The following is a 15,377-nucleotide window of genomic DNA, read 5'->3' as shown; positions in this document are numbered from 1 at the left end:
CCAACAATTCCTATTTTTTCATAATTAGGGGTCTCAAGACCCCCCTAGCGGCCACCGAGAAAACCTTGACCAGCTAAGTATTTTTACTCAAGTCTCTGGAGGGGGACAGCTTATGTGACAGTTGAGGGTGCGGAATGTGGGTTTGATCTTAAACTGTGCCAAAAACGTTCAAAATCGAATTCAAGAGCAAGAAACCCACGCCAAATCAAAATTATGACGTGGGAAGATGTCAGATTTTTCAGGCAGCGGATGGCACCAAATTCATGAGCTTAAGATAAGGTTGTTGAAAAGTATGAAGGCGGCGCTCGTCACTGCTAAGAATTCCTTGTTTATAATCCCTTGAGTTATCGATTGAAACCATTCCTAGCTGGACTGATTCGCAGACAGGTTTGTCTTCATCCCAAACTTGAGTAACTAAGTTAGCTGAGGCTTTGCTACTCATATCAAATAGAATTTTCTCCAGACTGGCATTATCAAGTTTTCCCATAAAGGTATAGTTGGTAACTTTGGTTTCTGTAGAACTAAGAGGCGTGAAAACGTGCATATTTAAAGACATCCCAAACAGAGTGGACAAGGTTAAAAGTGGGAAAATCAAATAGTGCTGATAGCCATCTATCTTCAGTTTTCGATCTGCAAAAGCTGTGGTAAACTTTTTGACTTTTGCATCTAGCTTTTTGGCTTTACTGAGGTAAGTCGAATGGAAGTCGTCATTCCAATAATACCCGTCAACTGCTCCATACTTGCCAAGAGAGTTGGGATGGACATCCCAGATGTGGTAGCTATCTAAAGTATTTTCAACGATAATTTTCCAGTTGGCTTTAATGATCATTTCTTGACAGTCAACTTTCTCACCCATTGACTCTGAAAAATCTAATAACCGACTATACATCCCTCCTAAATACTCTTTGAGGGTCAGACCATCATCATTTTTTTTCACAAAAACAAAGGAGCCACAAGTATCAACTAACCATTGTTTCAATTGAAAAGATTCCGGTGTACAATCGGAAAAATCGAAGCGGGACTGTAAGGGAATGTTAATCGGGATGCCAGCACTGTCATAAATCCATCCGTGGTAGGGACACCTAACTGGCCTATTGCCTTTATCCTCTTGATGAATCTTACTAAAACGATGGGAACAGATATTATCAAACGCTCGCAATTCTCCACGAAAATTCTGGACAAAAATAGCTTGTCCTCCTAGATCTTTAGCAATATAATCATTATGATTTTCTAAGTCGGTGGTCAATCCGACAAAGTTCCAAAGGTTTTGAAAGAGAACTATTTGCTCTTTCTTGAAAATCTCGGGATCGGAATACCAAGAAATCGGCACAAGGGTCTTCATTGTTAATTCTCCTCTTCAAGATTCTAGTTTTTAATTATAAACTTCAATCTTTATGGACTTTCTGAAGTATGAAAAAATTAAACTTGTTTTTATAATTCATAGGTAATACAAATTAGTTTGAGTTCTTTTTCTGCATCTTCAAGTAGCGTCCGCAGCCAAGTAATGCGATATTCAAGCTCCTCCTTATACTGGACAATCTCTTCTAGGGAACTGGAAGTCAGAGAAGCAACCGACTTAGGTGCCTGTTGAAATTCGCCTTGCATCTGAGCGATAAAATCTCCGACTTCCCCTTCGGGTTGCTCGACTTCTGCTCTCTTTTGACTCACTTTTCTTGCTAGTGCTTGATTTTCTTCGAGAGCCTCTTCAAGTGCTTGTTGTATCCGACTTAGTCGAGATTGCAAACCTTCCTTGGCGAGCTTCTGCTCTGCAAGATTATTCTCAAGTCCCGTCAGTTCAGCTTGCAAGCTTTCTCGGATTGTTCCTTGCTCCTCAAGTTTTTGTTGTAGCTCGCTCAAGCTTGTTGAGAGAGCTAACTTCAGATGAGGGAAATAGCTCCCTACTTCCCTCATCTCTTTGGGCAAAGCTAGTGACTCTAGATGAGTGGAAGGATTAAAATCTCCACTCCCTAATGCCCTCAACTCAAGCTGAATCTGATTGAAACCCCGCTCCATTTGATTAATTGTTATTAATTCCAAAGCAAAAGTAAATCCTCCTACAAGAATAGCCACAAGGGACGCTAGGAAAATCTGCCACGGCAGTTGGGATGGGAGAAGATTACTATAGCGGTGTGCAGTCGTATGAGGTACAGTGTCACGAGCTATAAACCATGCTAGGCAAAGCTTGGTTTGTATCTCACTCAAGCGCTTACCGCTATAGACTGCTGCTGAAGCTGGAGCGAGGCATGAATTGCTAGAAACACGGCTATAAAGACAGATAAAGTAACGATAATAGCTATCAATATCTGTTGTTTTTTGAGAGAAGCTCTCTGAAAATCACGAAACATTATTTGGCTTTTTTACTGGAACTAACATTATAGTCTTTAAAGACTATACTGTCTGGGGATTTAGGGATTTTTACGAAGTTGGGTTTGGGCAATTTGCTGAGTTGCTTTTTCTTTGTAGGTCTCGAGGATTTATCCTAATTTATCGTCATCTTCTTCTATCAGCATATCCAAAGTGGAAAGTTCGCTGGCGACCTCTCCTTGTTCTGCCGCCAGTAAATTGGCTGCTCGATAGGCTTCTGCAGCTTCTTTCGTAAATCCTTGACGAGTATAAAGATCCCCCCATAATTTTTGTTTTTTGGCTTCTATGGGTTTTTTGTTCGGCAGCTCCCGTAAAATCTCGGCTGCTTCATTGAGAGCATTGCTGGCAATTAAAGCCTCTATATAACCCATTTTGGCAACCACAGGAATTTTAGGATTTAATTGCTGAGCATCTTCAAAATTTTTGCGGGCGAGGTTATATTGTTTTTGTTTTAGGTAGATATTTCCTAGGGCTTGATAAGCACTCCAAGCTGTTGGATTCATCCTCAGTGCAGACTCGATTTCATCAATTGCTGCCTTTGTATTTCCTTGTTCTTGGTAAATCTGAGACATGAGCAAGCGCCCTGGAGTTAACTGAGGGTTAAAGACCAGTGCTTTTTGAACTTGCTCTTTAGCTTGAGGGTATTTCTTTTGCTTTAATAAAACCCTCCCCATCCCCAGATAACCAGCAGGGGTAGTAGGGTCGATATTAAGGGCATCTTTAAAAGCTTCAATGGCCGAGTCCAGTTCATTTTGCTTGTAGTAAACATTGCCAACGGCAAGAGCAGCTTTAGCCATCATTGGGTCAATTCTCCTCGCCGACCCGAAGTGGATCAAAGCTCCTTCATAATCTTTTTGTTTTAAACAGATGCTGCCTATACCAAGATGAGCTTGCTTAGAGCCTGGGTCTTTTTCAAGGATTTCTTCAAAAGCCTCCCGAGCTTCATCATAGCGCTTTTCCTTCATTAGTTGAGACGCTGTTTTAATTGATGAGCTTTTTTGAGTAGGCTTGGTAACTCGCTTGACTTGCGGCGTAAACGACATTGAAGGATTCCTCCACATCAAATATTTCCCTTCCGATTATACCGCTTCTTTTCCGAGTAATGCAATACCCAAGATTAACAATGTCATCGCATCTTAACAATTATTAACAAAATGAACTTTATGTGATGTAAGTTGCCTACCCAGAATTCAGGCATATTTGAGGAGAATTTGCCATCTCAGTTGTTAAGCAACAATCGACTAAATAGGTTAGGCTTAGGGTAAGCCTAACCGTTATCTCTTGACATTGCGGGATTTTTTAACTACATTGGTGGGGAACATTTTGTATATAGATACACATGATTAACCATCTCATCTATATTGTTATGGATAGCTGCCGTCATGACAGCTACTCTGCGGCATCAACTCCCAATATGGATCGGCTGGGTAAGGCTGAACGCCGGTATAGCTATGCTTCTTGGACATCCCCTTCCCACTATGCTATGTTGATGGGCATGGTTCCTCACAAAAGTCCTCGAGGCGTGTTTGCCTCTGAAGTTTATAAACAAGAATTTGCTAAATGGGTAGATCGTTTAGGAATCCCAGACTTGTCCTTTAAAACCTTTATTCCCCAACTCTCCTTACCGAAAGTCTTAAAAAACCAAGGTTATAAAACTATTGGCCGAGTTTCTCTACCTGTTCTCAACCAATTTACGAGTATTAATAAGTACTTTGATGACTATCGACTAATGCCCACTCACAATGAATTTGCCAAAATGGTTGAGGAAGTAGAATTTCCCGACGAACAACCTCAGTTTTACTTTTTTAACTTAGGAGAAACCCACTATCCTTATATGCTGGAAGAGGATGAACTGCCCCATATATCTGGAGTGCATGGAGTTTTTAAGAGAATGGACGATCTGCTGCAAACTGAAACCGAGACAGAAAAAAAAGCCGAAAAGTCATTTTTCAATTCAGCAGAAATGGAGCAGCTACACAAACAGCAAATTCGTTGTGTTGAGTATGTCGATGGTTTGCTAGGTGAGCTATTTCGTAAATGTCCTGCTAACACTCACATTATTGTCACCGCAGATCATGGAGAATTGTTTGGAGAAGACGGTTATTTCGGGCATGGTCCCGTGATGCACGAAAAATGCTTTGAAGTTCCCTTCTTAGAAGGATTATGTCCCAAAATTTAAAATAAAACCAAGACAAGGAATTGTTATATGCCAGTCATTACTTCTTATGAACCATTTTCCCTGCAACCCGAATACCTAGAAGCAAACCGAGAATTTCTACACAGTTTGCCCTTAGAAAATGTCAGCCAGGTTCTCGATCTTGCTTGCGGTACAGGAACTCTCAGTGAATTGCTCCTAGAAATCAAACCAGAGGTAGGGATTGTTGGCATAGATATTTCCACAGAATCTCTCGAGATTGCGCGGGAATTATTTAAAGAAAAAAAGATGCTCGTTCAAGACCATGACGCACTTAATTCAGCTTTAAAATCCGGGCAAAGTGCTGTGCTGCTAAAAGTCGGTAGCGCTGATGATTTTGACTTAGAACCGGCAAGCATGGATCTCGTCCTGATGGGCAATGCCATCCATTTACTTCCCGACAAAGAGAAATTAATCCAAAGGATCAGTCGAGTCTTGCGTCCTGGCGGAATTTTTGCCTTTAATTCTTGCTTTTTTATCGGCACCTATCCCGAGGGAACAGAATCGGTCTATACTGAATGGATGAAAGAAGCCTTAGCTATTGTCTCCGAGAAATTACTCCAATTGCAGCAAGCTGGTCAAGAAGGCATCCGCAGAAAGCGAGGCAAGGGGAATCGAGCTTTCGGCAATGAATGGTTCTCTCCACTTCAATGGCGGGATTTGCTCAATAGTCACCATTTAGAGATTATTCAGGATAAGCAGCGTACTGTTATGCTGACACAGCAAAGTTTGGAAACCATTGGTGCCTATGCAGGGTTTGCTGAAGTCGCCCTAAGTGGCTATCCGGTAGAGATAGCTAGTGAAGCTTTGCAAGAAGCGGCGGGAGTTACTTTAAACAATCTACAAATCAAAGAAATTCCCCGACTTTGGTTGGAGATAGTAGCCATGAAAAACTGAACTTTCTAGAGGTGATTTTTGACTATTAATAACCTTAGATATTTAGGAAAATTGGTTTATGCTTAAAACACCTTGCAACGCAATCGCTGGCTTTTTAGGAAGTGGCAAAACTACACTTTTAAGAAATTCCCTGGAAAAAGTCTTTCAAGAGAAGCGCGTGGCGATTATCATGAATGAAATTGGCGACTTGGGAATTGATGGTAAAGTAGTATCAGGATTTGAAAATATAGATAAAGTAGTAGAATTGAACAGTGGTTGCGTCTGCTGTAGTGTTGACATCTTCTCTTTACACAACGCCTTTCGGGAAATTCAAGAACAAATAAAGCCCGATTTAATAGTCATAGAAACCACTGGACTGGCAAATCCCTTTCCCCTGATCCAGCGCCTCCACTATCTCGATGTCGTCCTAGATTCAGTAATCACCTTAGTAGATGCTTCAGAGTTTTTGCGGTTGGCAGCCGAAGAAGAAGTGCTCAACGAGCAGGTAAGGGCGGCAGATTTTCTGATCTTGAATAAGACAGATTTAGTGACAGAACTAGAAATTGAGCGAGTCGAAAGCCATCTCCGTCAATTGAATCAAAGAGCCCCCTTATTTAAAACTACTCACAGCAATATCGATCCCAAATTATTGTTCGCCCTAGGAGCTAATCTTTACAGAAGGCAATCAAAGCTACTGGAAACTCAAGTAACCAAATCTGCTCATGGTTTCCGCGACAGCCATCAAGATTTTTCCTCTTTTTCTTATCAGACAGAACGATTGGTGAACTTGGATAAATTCAAGCAATTTCTCGGAGAACTTTCCCCAAAAGTTTACCGTGCCAAAGGAATTCTCAATTTAGATGATAGAGCAACATCCTGTCTGTTTAATTTTATTTGCGGTCGTTTTGATTTTCAGGTTGTGGCCCCCGATATCTGCGGAAAAATGCCAACGCAAGCGGTTTTTATCGGTCGCAACCTAGAACAAGAGCAAACAGCTATCATCCAGCAATTACAGGCTTGTCAAGATGGTTAAATTAATCAAAATTAGAGGTTATGATGGATAAATTCAACTGCTTTTCTCTGAGTCCCATTGAGCTAGAACACCCTGGTTTAGCCATCGCCAGCATTCGGGCTGGGGGAATCGGGATACTCGATCGAGAATTTTGTCAACCAGAAAATCTAGAGCGAGCAATTAGTAATCTAGAGCAGGTTTTAGCTTTAAAAAATGCTCCTGGAGCAGCCGGACTGAGACTGAACTTAACACAGATCGAGCAGAGCGGCCAACTTTTGGCTAGACTGGAACTAGAATCTCACTGGTTGATTCTCAGTGGCTGGCAAGAGGCAACTGCTGAAACGCTCAGAGAGAAATTACAGCTTCTTTCTGGGGAAAATCGCCTAATTTTGCTGGAAATAACCGATGCCAATCAACTGGCTCTCTTAGCTTCTCTGTTTCCTTTCTTAGCTGGATTGGTAGCCAAAGGACAGGAAAGTGGCGGTTGGGTAGGAGAAGATCCCGCTTTTATTCTCACTCAGAAATTATTGAAAACCTCCTCCCTACCCATCTATGTACAAGGAGGAATCGGTATTCATACCGCGGCAGCCTGTCGGGCTGCCGGTGCAGCAGGCGTTGTCTTAGACGATCAATTATGGCTGATGCCCGAATCTCCTCTGCCTGGAGAATGGCAGGAATACTTACGTTACTTAAACGGGCAAGAAGCGATCGCCATCGGTGAGAGGTTGGGGCGGGCTTGTCGTGTCTTGTCTCGTCCCGGTTTTGCTGCCGTTGCCAAGTTGCAAGAAATGGCAGCACAGATAGAGATTCAAGAAGAACCCTCAGTTTCTGGCCAGATCTGGCGGCAACGAGCCACCTCCCTAATTGGCTGGGAAAATCCTGCTACTCAAGCTTGGCCAATGGGACAAGCAAGCGGGTTAGCGGCAGATTTTCGCAAGCGTTACCAGACCACGGGTAAATTTTTGCAAGCCCTGCTCAAGGGCAGTCAGGAACAGGTGCAGACAGCCCAGGAGCTAAAACCTCTACAAGCGGAAACTCCCTTGGCAGTTTCCCACGGCACCAAATATCCTATTGTCCAGGGGCCAATGACTAGAGTCAGCGATACGGCAGAATTTGCCCATGCAGTTGCTCGCTCAGGCGGACTGCCCCTCTTAGCTTTGGCTCTGATGCGGGGAAAACAGGTCGGGGAACTGTTGCAGAAAACCCAAGCCCTTCTAGGAGAGCTACCTTGGGGCATTGGTATCCTTGGCTTTGTTCCACAGGCAATTAGGGAAGAACAACTGCAAGAAGTCCAGAAAATTAAGCCGCCTTTTGCCTTGATTGCCGGGGGCAGGCCAGATCAGGCAGCGAGGTTGGAAGCCCAAGGAATTGCCACCTACCTCCATGTTCCCGTGCCAGCACTCCTGAAAATGTTCCTCGAACAGGGGGCGCGGCGGTTTATTTTTGAAGGGCGAGAATGCGGAGGACACGTGGGGCCACTGAGCAGTTTTGTCCTCTGGGAAAGCATGATCGCTACCCTGTTAGAGAAAGTACCAGCTGGAGCAGAGCAGCAAATTCACGCCATCTTCGCCGGTGGGATTCATGACGCTCTCTCGGCCGCTATGATCAGTGCCATGGCCACTCCTTTGGCAGTAAGGGGCATGAAAATTGGCGTGTTAATGGGCAGTGCCTACCTCTTTACGGAGGAAGCAGTGGCTTGTGGAGCAATCCTGCCAGAGTTTCAAGCCCAAGCCCTCAGTTGCCAATCGACCATCAACTTAGAAACCGGACCGGGCCATGCCAGCCGTTGCGCTGTCACCCCATTTGCCCGCGAATTCTACGACACCCGCCGGCAAATGGCAGCCCGGGGCAGTTCTGCCGAAGAAATTAAGAACGTTTTGGAAGACCTGACTCTAGGACGGTTACGCATAGCTACCAAAGGTTTGCGGCGCGATGAGACAGGGCAAATAGTCTCAGTCAACCAAGAGCAACAGGTTAGCGAAGGGATGTACATGATCGGTCAGGTGGCAACCATGCGCCATCAAGTGATCAGTGTCAGCAGCTTGCATCAAGAAGTAGCTGAAGGCAGCGGCCAACTCTTGACTTCTCTTTCTCCAGCAGGTGAAAAGAAAGTACCCACTCCAACCCCACCCTCAGATATTGCTATCGTTGGCATGGCGACCCTCGTTCCTAAAGCAGACGCACCGGAGACTTTTTGGAAAAACATCCTCTCCCGGGTAAAAGCTATTGGCGAAATTCCCGCTCACCGTTGGGACTGGCGTTTGTACTACGATGCTGACCCACAAACACGAGATAAGGTCTATTCCAAATGGGGTGGTTTCATCGATGAGGTTCCCTTCGATCCTCTGCGCTTTGGGATTCCTCCCGTATCTCTCAAGTCCATCGAACCACTACAGCTATTGACTTTGGAGGCTGTGCGAAGAGCCTTAGAAGATGCGGGTTACGGGGGAGGAGATTTCGATCGAGAACGTACCTCAGTCATCTTGGGTGCGGGCGGAGGGATAGGAGATCTGGGCGGGCAGTATGCAGCCCGAGCAGAAGTGCCGAGGGTGGTTGAAAATCCCTCCCCACAGATCTGGGATCGTCTACCAGAATGGACGGAAGAAACTTTTCCAGGTTTACTGTTGAATGTGGCAGCTGGCAGGGTTGCCAACCGTTTTAACTGTGGAGGCTCTAACTTCACTGTTGATGCGGCCTGTGCTTCTTCCTTGGCTGCTATTGACCTAGCAGTGACGGAATTGGAAACGGGACGAAGCAATCTCTGTATTGCAGGGGGCATTGACACAGGGCAAAGCCCTTTTGCTTATTTTTGCTTTAGCAAGACCCATGCCCTCTCTGCCCAAGGTCAACCCCGCTCCTTCGATAAAGCTGCCGACGGGATTGTCATCAGCGAAGGTATTGCCATCGTTGTTCTCAAGCGTCTGGCAGATGCGGAACGGGATGGAGACCGAATTTATGCAGTTATCAAAGCGGTCGCTGGTTCCAGCGACGGTAAGGCCTTGGGTTTAACTGCTCCCCTGCCGGCAGGACAAAAGCGAGCGCTACAGAGAGCTTACGAAAAAGCGGGATTTTCTCCCGCTAGCCTGGGACTCTATGAAGCCCACGGCACGGGGACGGTGGCCGGCGATCGAGCAGAATTAGAAACAATTACCAGTTCTCTACAAGCCTCCGGGGCAGGGCAAAAATCCTGCGCTATTGGCTCCATTAAAACCTTGCTCGGACATACTAAAAGCGCCGCTGGAGTCGTTGGACTAATAAAAGTAGCCCTCTCCCTACATCACCAAGTTCTACCCGCTCACTTTGGGGTTGACACCCCCTTAGACCCGATTGTGGATCCAGAAAGCCCGGTCTATCTCTTAAAAGACAATCATCCCTGGCTGACTAATCCCAACCAACCTCGCCGGGGAGGGGTCAGTGCTTTTGGCTTTGGGGGGACGAATTTTCATGCCATTCTCGAGGAGTATGGGGGAGCAGTTCAGAGACCAGCCCTGGGAGGAGATGACTGGCCTTGGGAATTGGTGATCTTGGCCGCCGAGAATCGCCAAGAATTATTGCCAAAAGTGCGGTTTCTGCTGACAGCTTTGCAAGGAGGAGCAAAACCGCAACTCGGATATCTGGCCTACAGTTGCGCTTTAACAGCGACAAACCACCTAGGCAGGGGAGCAACCCTAGCCATCGTGACCAGTAATTTGTCAGAGTTAATCGCCAGCTTGGCCCGGTCCCTTAGTTATCTGGCAGGGGATTCTGCCAGTCCCCTGCCCCCTGAGATTCAGTTCTCCGAAGGCCACACCCCCACTGGGACAAAAGCTCTCACTGCTTTTCTCTTTCCGGGGCAGGGGGCGCAATATCCCGGCATGGCCAGGGAAGTTGCTCTCTATCGGCAAGAGATGCGCCAAGCTTTGGAATTTGCCGACAGCCATCTGGGCCATCACTTCCCAAAATTGCTGAGTCAGTATATCTATCCCCCCAGTGCCTATTCAGAAGCGGCCGAAATTAGCAATGAACAACAGCTTAAACAGACTCAAGTAGCTCAACCCGCTCTAGGAGCCGTGGAATCGGGCTATCTAGCCTTGCTGGCCAATCTGGGCATTAAGGCAGATTTGGCAGCAGGACACAGTTATGGCGAATATACAGCCCTCTACGCTGCTGGTGTGCTATCCCAAGCTCAATTTCTCAATCTTTCTGCCCTTAGAGGCCAGATTATGTCCCAAGCTTGTCAGGGGGTTGAGGGAGCTATGGCTGCCGTGCAAATCACCCGCGAGGAATTGGCACAATATCTTGACAGTTTTCCAGGAGTTGTGGTAGCCAATCACAATGCTCCCCTTCAGTCCGTCATTTCCGGACCACAAGCAGCGATCGAACAAGCAATCAACAGTTTGAACGCGGACGGCATTACCGCTAGAAAGCTGCCTGTGGCCGGAGCTTTTCACTCGCCCTTGCTGGCAGAGGTTCAGGAAGAGTTGACCCGTCAGTTAAATTCTGGCTGCTTTGAGTCCCCCCAGTTTCCTGTCTATGCTAACGCTACAGCCCTTCCTTACCCTTCAGATGCCGATGGCATCCGTGGCCAGTTAAGCCAACAGGCTCTCCGTCCAGTAGAGTTCGTCAGTCAAATTCAGGCTTTATATGAAGCTGGCGCTCGCACCTTTATTGAAGTCGGTCCAAAAAGCATCCTGACCAAGTTCGTCGGTCAAATTTTAGGAGACAAAGAGCATACTTGCGTATCTTTAGATGGGCAAGGGGGAGGACTGCGAGGCTTTCTGCTGGGCTTAGGGACTCTAATTACCAGAGGGCTAGAGGTGCAACTCCTTTCTCTGTTTGTCGGACGCCAAGTCCAGCAGCTGCAATTATCTCGACTGGCAGAGCTAACGAGCCCCTCTCAATTAGCACCCACCACTTGGCTGGTTAACGGTGGTGGTGTCAGGTCATTAGGAGCTACCAATAGTTATAGCGGCAAGCTCCCCCCCCTGTCCTGGGCAACGTCTATCCTAGGCAGACAAGACAAAAAAGGGCAAAACGGTAACACCGAGGCGAAGCCAGACTTAGGGATAGAGCGATTTGAGCCAGTCAAGCCGCCTAGTCCTGCCCCTCATGCCCATTCCCCTTCCCAACTCACCGGGTTAAACCCCATAGTTCCTACTAATTCAAATCCGCAACCCAAAATCCAGCGAACAATGTCTGAACAAAATTTTCCCCCGCTCTCCCAACCAGCAACTCCACAGACTTATTCTACTAGCCAAGAACCCTCAGTTGCTGGCTCGGTGGCTTTACAAGCCTATCAAGCTTACCAGCAGACCATGCGTCAGTTTTTGACTCTTCAGGAAAAGGTAATGCTGCAATTTCTCCAAGCCAGTCAGGTAGAAGGAATGACTCCTTCAAGATCGGTGGCTATGCCAGAGCGGAGCCTGCCGGCAGCCCAACCTGTACTTTCCCTTGGCTCCAATGGAGGGGGAAGTGCTAACCTGTCCCCTGCTTCGCCGCCAGTACCCCCCCGAATTTCCCCACCCCCTTCCCGACCCGCTGCACCGCCTCAGATATCCGTTAGTCCCACATCGGTTAGTCCCACAATTGAGCAGCAAGAGCCTGTGCTCAAGCCCCAGCCAGCAGCCGCATCTCCCAATCTGCCCACTGCTGCCGATGCCGTTGTCCCCTCTGTGCTGCTGGAACGGGAGAGTGTGACCAAAACTCTCTTGCAATTAGTCAGTGAACGCACTGGCTACCCAATTGATATGTTGGGCTTGGATCAGGATTTGGAAGCAGAACTAGGAATTGACTCGATCAAGCGAGTGGAAATTTTGGGAGCAATACAGAAAAGTTTGCCCGCTGCTGTCGCTGAAGGTATGCAGTCCCAGATGGAAAATTTGACCAAGGTTAAATCCCTGAACGGCATTGTTCAACAAGTCTTATGCCTCTCACCGTCTGGGACAGTGGAACCCTCAAAAAGCTTGGGAAAGTTCTAGCCCAGGGGGAATCGATTCCACGTTACCTGATGCAAGCACAGGCAGACCCCCTACCTACCGGTCAGTGGCCGCTTCCCCAAGGGCTTTTTCTTATTACTGAAGACGAACTTAGCGTTGCTCCCTACTTGGCAGAGTCTCTGCGGCAAAGAGGGCTGGCGGTAGCACTGATTGAGCGAGCTAGTTTGCAAACACCAAAGGCTTTAGCTGAGGCAGTCAGCAGGGAACGGGAAAAACATGGGCTGATCGCCGGGATTGTCCATTTGGCTGCTTTAAGCCAAGCGGCTGAGCCAACTACCCTATCTGGGTGGCGGCAATATACGCAAATACAGGCTAAGAGCTTGTTTTCCCTGCTCCAGTTGTGTGCTGACGACCTCCGCAAAGGGCAACAGCCAGGCCGGGTTCTGATGGCTTCCTGTTTGGGAGGACAGTTTGGCAGGGATGGTAACTGGGGGACGAGTTTGCCAATTGCTGGTTGTGGCAACGGGCTGTTGAAAACCCTAGGGGCTGAGTGGCCTAACCTCCATGCCAAGGCAGTAGATCTCGATCCCCACCTTTCCCCAAGGGTGCTGGCAGAATGCCTCGTCTCAGAACTGTTATTACCTGGGGGGCGCATCGAAGTTGGCTATCCCCAAGGACAACGCACCACTTTCCGCACCCAGCTGGCTCCTTTCTCATCCCGATCGACTGTTGCCAAATTTACACCCACTCCTGATTGGGTCGTTTTAATTACAGGCGGCGCTCGCGGCATTACTGCGGAAATAACCAGCGATTTAGCCTCCTTTGGCCTGACGATGATTTTGGTGGGACGGGCTCCTCTAGAGAACGAAGCAACAGCCCATATTGAGGATGTAACTGGCTTGCGTCAATTCCTCCTGGCTCAGGCTCGTTGCCAAGGTAAGTTGCCCACCCCCGTTGAGATCGAGCGCCACATCCAGTTAATCTTGAGGGAGCGGGAAATTCGGGCTAATTTGGCACGATTCCGACAAGCAGGGGCAAAGGTGGAGTATATAGTAGCAGATGTGAAGGATGAGCAGGCTTTTGCTGCCGTTATTGAAGGCATTTACTCCCGCTACGGACGGTTGGATGCTGCCATCCACGGGGCGGGAATTATTGAGGACAAATTGATTGTCGATAAAGAACTGGCTTCCTTTGAGCGGGTCTTTGATACGAAAGTGGATAGTGCCTTGATCCTCAGCCGCTATCTGCGTCCAGAGTCTTTGAAGTGGCTGGTTTTCTTCAGTTCAGTTGCCGGTCGCTACGGTAATCGTGGGCAATCTGACTACGCATCTGCCAATGAAATTTTGAATCGTCTGGCCTGGCAGCTTGACCAGCGCTGGTTGAATACCCGCGTAGTCGCCATCAATTGGGGACCCTGGGATACTAAGGGCATGGCCTCTGAAGAAGTGAAGCGTCAGTTTCGGGAACGGGGAGTAATCCCAATTTCTCTAGTCGGTGGTCGCCGCTTTTTCCAGGAAGAATTGAGTTATGGAGATAAGGGAACAGCAGAAGTAATTGCCGGGGAAGCTCCGTGGGAAACCCATGAAGCTGAGGCCGGAAAACTCGCTCTCCTTCCCGCTAACCGTCCTTTTCCCTTCATTTCTACTGTCCCTCAACTGCAACCTGACAGTAAAGTGACTCTGGAACACATCTTTTCTCTAGAGGCAGATCCCTATCTTGAAGATCACTGCTTGGATGGCAAAGCTGTTTTGCCGACAACCGGGGCCTTGGAATGGATTGCTGAATTTACCCAAGCTGCCTGGCCCGACTGGCAAGTTTGTGAAATCGTTGATCTGAGGGTCTTGCGGGGAGTATCCATGGCCGTCGAAGGGAGCCGTAAAGTTCTCTTCGTCGCCCGTTCTTCTAGTCACGCGGATGCAACGACCTTGCAGGTAACTGCCGAAATCCTAGATCCTGAGACCAGGATGCCACTATATCGCGCTCTTGTTATTCTGCGCCCAGAGATAGAAGCTCCTCCCTCTCTTCATCCCGTCAAGCTCAAATCAGGCAGGAGTCTAGATCCTCAATTTGCTTATCTAGAGTATCTATTTCACGGCAAGCGATTTCAACTGATGAGTGAGATTGTAGCGGTTGACGAACAGGGAATTGATGCTTGGGTGAAGCCGAGCCAGCCTTCAGCTTGGGTAAGGCAAGATTCTTCCACTGCCGTCCCCCCTTGGCTGTTCGACCCAGGCTTTATGGATACTATCCCACAAATGGCTTTAGTGTGGTCTCGGCTCTATCAGGACAGTAGTGCTTTGCCTTCCAAGTTAGGCAGAGTCATCCGCTATGGTAGTTCGCCCCTAACAGGCAGGCTACGGGTAGCTTTTCGAGTTGTCAGAAGCGATGCTCAGATGATTGTTTACGAGGCATCTGTCTTTGATGAACAAGGTCAAGTCCGCTTTTACCTAGAAAATCTTGAAAGTACCTGTAGTGCTGCCCTGAATCGCCTGAATGTTCAGTGGCGGGAGTCCCTTGAGAATCCTTCTTGATTTATCGGAAATTTGGGTTGAAAACCCCGTCCTAAAAGGACGGCTTTCTATGGTAATACCAAATTAAATTGTATTCAGTGCAGATAGAGCATCGAGGATGAAGGGAAATGGCTCTTCTCGACTTTGTGTGATAATTTTTGCTTATGACCCACATTCCGCACCCTAGTCGTTGAAATCAAAAGTTGCTCTAGCCCTTGTATAGCTGAACTTCCCCCATACATATATACCATAATAGCTGAAAACCCTTATCCATCAATGGATGCACCCCCTTAACTTTTCTTAATGTACCCATGTAATTTGTAACATTTCTTAATGGACAAGAATTCTCTCCATTTGCTAAAATAGTGGTCATGTATATAGAAAAAGTTCCTAACCGTAATTCCCCCCCCGCCGTTCTTCTTCGAGAGTCCTACCGAGAAGGAGAACAAGTCAAAAAAAGAACCCTGGCCAATCTCTCAAAATTACCCGATGATATTATCGAAAAT

The 15,377-nt window shown here is 47.2% G+C and carries 9 protein-coding genes; 6 read left to right on the top strand and 3 right to left on the bottom strand.

The genetic code is table 11. The annotated features are described in order from the left end of the window. Positions 1–238: 238 nt before the first annotated feature. The 3 genes from O9290_RS19080 to O9290_RS19070 all read right to left on the bottom strand — a co-directional run bounded on the left by O9290_RS19080 (position 239) and on the right by O9290_RS19070 (position 3,425). Positions 239–1,342 (bottom strand): aromatic ring-hydroxylating oxygenase subunit alpha, encoded by a 1,104-nt coding sequence (locus O9290_RS19080; protein ID WP_002763831.1) that lies wholly within the window; start codon positions 1,340–1,342, stop codon positions 239–241. Between the two features lie 89 nt (positions 1,343–1,431). Then, positions 1,432–2,202: a hypothetical protein gene (locus tag O9290_RS19075; protein ID WP_288058727.1), complete on the bottom strand. Its 771-nt coding sequence runs from the start codon at positions 2,200–2,202 to the stop codon at positions 1,432–1,434. A 272-nt stretch (positions 2,203–2,474) separates the two neighbouring features. Further along, positions 2,475–3,425: a tetratricopeptide repeat protein gene (locus O9290_RS19070; RefSeq protein WP_288087379.1), complete on the bottom strand. Its 951-nt coding sequence runs from the start codon at positions 3,423–3,425 to the stop codon at positions 2,475–2,477. A 278-nt stretch (positions 3,426–3,703) separates the two neighbouring features. On the opposite strand from O9290_RS19070, the gene O9290_RS19065 reads away from it, so the two are divergent. The 6 genes from O9290_RS19065 to O9290_RS28565 form a co-directional block, all read left to right on the top strand. Continuing rightward, a complete protein-coding gene (locus O9290_RS19065) occupies positions 3,704–4,543 on the top strand; it encodes a sulfatase-like hydrolase/transferase (RefSeq protein ID WP_288058736.1) in 840 nt (279 codons plus the stop codon). Positions 4,544–4,570: 27 nt separating this feature from the next. After that, the gene (locus tag O9290_RS19060) at positions 4,571–5,455 is read left to right on the top strand and encodes a class I SAM-dependent methyltransferase (protein ID WP_002793312.1); all 885 of its coding nucleotides are present in this window, start codon (positions 4,571–4,573) and stop codon (positions 5,453–5,455) included. Between the two features lie 58 nt (positions 5,456–5,513). Then, a complete protein-coding gene (locus O9290_RS19055; RefSeq protein WP_288058739.1) occupies positions 5,514–6,467 on the top strand; it encodes a CobW family GTP-binding protein in 954 nt (317 codons plus the stop codon). A 20-nt stretch (positions 6,468–6,487) separates the two neighbouring features. Continuing rightward, positions 6,488–12,403, top strand: coding sequence for a type I polyketide synthase (locus O9290_RS19050; RefSeq protein WP_288087378.1), 5,916 nt, complete (start codon positions 6,488–6,490; stop codon positions 12,401–12,403). Continuing rightward, positions 12,349–14,892, top strand: a complete 2,544-nt coding sequence (locus O9290_RS19045; protein ID WP_288058743.1) for an SDR family NAD(P)-dependent oxidoreductase — start codon at positions 12,349–12,351, stop codon at positions 14,890–14,892. Before O9290_RS19050 ends, O9290_RS19045 begins: the two co-directional genes overlap by 55 nt. A gap of 350 nt (positions 14,893–15,242) precedes the next feature. Then, the coding region (locus tag O9290_RS28565; protein WP_502846468.1) for an IS1634 family transposase N-terminal domain-related protein at positions 15,243–15,377 on the top strand (135 nt) is incomplete at its 3' end.

Origin of the sequence: Microcystis sp. LE19-41.2A, from assembly GCF_027530405.1 — a bacterium.
GTDB classification, from domain to species: Bacteria; Cyanobacteriota; Cyanobacteriia; order Cyanobacteriales; family Microcystaceae; genus Microcystis; species Microcystis aeruginosa.
Note: the sequence above shows the minus strand (reverse complement) of the source record. Positions and strands in the feature narration are given on the sequence as shown.